Source organism: Shinella sp. JR1-6 (assembly GCF_004284735.1).
Classification (GTDB): Bacteria; Pseudomonadota; Alphaproteobacteria; order Rhizobiales; family Rhizobiaceae; genus Shinella.
This window is the reverse complement of record NZ_SHMI01000096.1, coordinates 1-2,099: the sequence shown is the minus strand read 5'-3', so window position 1 is coordinate 2,099 and position 2,099 is coordinate 1. Positions and strand designations below refer to the sequence as shown.

The 2,099-nt window shown below is 60.1% G+C and carries 4 protein-coding genes; 2 read left to right on the top strand and 2 right to left on the bottom strand.

Annotated elements, in window-relative coordinates; all coding sequences use genetic code 11:
• The first annotated feature begins 147 nt into the window (after positions 1 to 147).
• Positions 148 to 312 carry a hypothetical protein gene (locus tag EXZ48_RS35225; protein ID WP_023517497.1) on the top strand — a complete coding sequence of 55 codons (165 nt, stop codon included), beginning with the start codon at positions 148 to 150 and terminating at the stop codon, positions 310 to 312.
• Between the two features lie 11 nt (positions 313 to 323).
• Positions 324 to 617 carry a hypothetical protein gene (locus EXZ48_RS34445; RefSeq protein ID WP_023517498.1) on the top strand — a complete coding sequence of 98 codons (294 nt, stop codon included), beginning with the start codon at positions 324 to 326 and terminating at the stop codon, positions 615 to 617.
• Positions 618 to 1,034: 417 nt separating this feature from the next.
• Here EXZ48_RS34445 and EXZ48_RS34440 read toward each other — a convergent pair whose 3' ends face one another.
• Positions 1,035 to 1,337 carry a hypothetical protein gene (locus EXZ48_RS34440; protein WP_023517500.1) on the bottom strand — a complete coding sequence of 101 codons (303 nt, stop codon included), beginning with the start codon at positions 1,335 to 1,337 and terminating at the stop codon, positions 1,035 to 1,037.
• Positions 1,338 to 1,499: 162 nt separating this feature from the next.
• Complete coding sequence (locus EXZ48_RS34435; protein ID WP_023517501.1) at positions 1,500 to 1,808, bottom strand: hypothetical protein; 309 nt, start codon at positions 1,806 to 1,808, stop codon at positions 1,500 to 1,502.
• Positions 1,809 to 2,099: the final 291 nt, after the last annotated feature.

The following is a 2,099-nucleotide window of genomic DNA, read 5'->3' as shown; positions in this document are numbered from 1 at the left end:
GGCTGCGCCCTCCCCCCTCTGTCCGGGGGAATGTCAGAGGCCATTCCCCCGGAAAGACCGGGGAGGCTTCGCCCAAGGGGGCTTCCCCTGCGGGAAAACGCAAAACGGATACAATTCTCTTCCAAAAGACCCCTTGGAGGCAGGCTAATGAAGATCGAAAGCGCCGAAAGGCCCCAAACGGAATTTGACATGGCGGTCGCCGCAGAGATCGCTCGCTTGAAGGCCGAAGGCTATAGCAAGGCCTATATCTGCGAGCGCAGCTTTGACATCGAGGATACCATCCAGCGCCGTGTCGCTCGCAACGCGCAGTAAGGAGATTTTTCATGACGCAGGTCGAAAACAACGATCCCGACGAGTACATCGACGATCGCGACCCGAAACGCGCCGTTTGGGAGACGGCAGTCCATCTGCCGAAGAGAGCCACACCGGAATTCATTTCCGCAGCGCTGTTGCATTTGATCGAGAACAAGATCGAGTTCGGAATTTTCTACGAGGGCGACAAGGTCGTTATCGCCTACGAATTTGGCGATGATCCCTATGTCCCCTCCCGCTGGTCCGACGGTAGCTGGCGCATCGGCCATGAGCCATTCTGCGGCGATGACGGAGATTATTTTTGATGTCAGACGGCGAGGCGGCTCAGGCCGCCTCCTTGGCTTTACCGATCAGGACGATGGAAAGCCTATAGTGGCGCATCCGGCGAAGCGCCCGGTCGCGTGCCTGTCTCTCACCGCATCGAGCGGTTCGGGACAGGTCGAGGGGTGCCCCAAAGCCCCACCCCTCGAACACCCTTCCCGCCCATCGGCATCGACGTCACGAGGTCAGATTCTCCGGCTGGCCGGTCTTGTCGTGGTCGTCGCCGTCGATCCCGCGCTTTCGTTCCGCCAGCGCTCCCGCCCCCAAGACATAAAAAAACCGGCTGGCGCCGGCTTTTTCCCCCAACCGCCCGGAGCCCATGTCTCTCAGGATGCTGGGTTAGTTGTTGGCTTTCGACATAGTGCCGAGGGACGCCGTCGTCAACATGGCCGGTAGGCCGGTCAGTTTTCGCCGATGGTTTCGATGATCTCGTAATCCTTGATAATCGCTTCTACTCCCCGATTGAGCAGCCCGAGCACGGCGGACCTGGTCATCGGTACGGTCACGATCTTCTCGATGTAGGTTTCCTCCCACTTCATCTCAGGATCAGCCCGCATCGCATCCCGCACCTCAAGGACTTTTTGACGGGCTTCCGCCACATCGTCGAAGAAGATTGCGGGCATGGCGCGATCCTTCCAACGCTCCGGCCCGAGCTCGACCTTCATCGCATAGGTGTAGAATGTCAGCGTCTCGTCGTTCTGCATCGTCATCTCACAAGTCACATGGTCTGGACGTAGAGGATGCAGCAATTTGGCCACGCCAACAATCTCATCGTTTCGGGCGAAGTGCTTCGGCCCGGGAGCAGGTCGATCGAGTGCGATCGATGCCCTGTCAGGCGCTGTGCTGGTTGATGCGCGGATCCACCGCTATCGGTGCTTCACGTCAATCTCCTCGATGACCTGATAGCTGCCGATGATTGCGCCGACGCCATCATTGAGCAGTGCCATGATCGCGGATCGCGTCATGGGGACGGTTTCTATTCTCTCCAGGCAGAGAGGCGGATAGCTGTTGGCATGATCGGCCTCCAGTTGAGCGTGGAGCCCGAGCATGTCCCGTCTTGCCGCGTCCTTATCCTCGTAGAAGTAGTCCGGCAAAGTACGGTCCGTCCAGCGATCTTCGCCGATCTCCGACTTGCCGGTGTAGGCGTAGAAGATGAGGGTCGGAGCCGTCTCCATGCATTTCTCCTTCAGGTGATGAGCTACCGGTGAGGGAACGTAGCTGCCTGATTGACGTGCGCAACTGACAGAAGTGCGAGTTGGGGCCACCGCCCGTTTCGGGCGGCCGCGCTCTATGCGAAGGGCACGGAGCCAGCCTTTAGCCGTCTCCGCCGATGCCGGTGACGATCGCTTGTCCTTCTCGGCTGCTGCGCATCCGGCACTGAGGCCCGCGCGCGGGCCGCATCGTTCGTCTCGCCCCTGACATCGCCGGGCGTTCGGATCAAGGGGCAGGCGCGGCAGAGCCGCTTG